At 41.9% G+C, this 248-nt stretch carries 1 pseudogene; it reads left to right on the plus strand.

The window, feature by feature from the left end:
* Nucleotides 1-124 precede the first annotated feature (124 nt).
* Nucleotides 125-248 (plus strand): annotated as a pseudogene (locus tag H5300_RS27545) (IS630 family transposase); the annotation flags it as partial.

The raw sequence follows: 248 nt of genomic DNA on the forward strand, positions 1-248 counted from the left end.
GGGGCTTTCTTTCTGCTCATAACAAACAGGATGAAGCACTGGAATGATCACTCAATAGTAAAAAGTGGATCAAGTGCTGAGTGTCACACTTTTTCTGTCAATAGGGGCTTGGTGAACACTTACCTCAGAAAAGCTTAAGCCTGAAAATGGGGGCAGCCAAAGCAAACTTTCAGCTACTCAAACCATGCATCTTATCGAACATTTGACTGAGCATACCTATTCCCATACTCATCAAATTGTCGTGTATG

It is taken from the genome of Vibrio sp. SG41-7 (assembly GCF_014164465.1).
GTDB classification, from domain to species: Bacteria; Pseudomonadota; Gammaproteobacteria; order Enterobacterales; family Vibrionaceae; genus Vibrio; species Vibrio splendidus.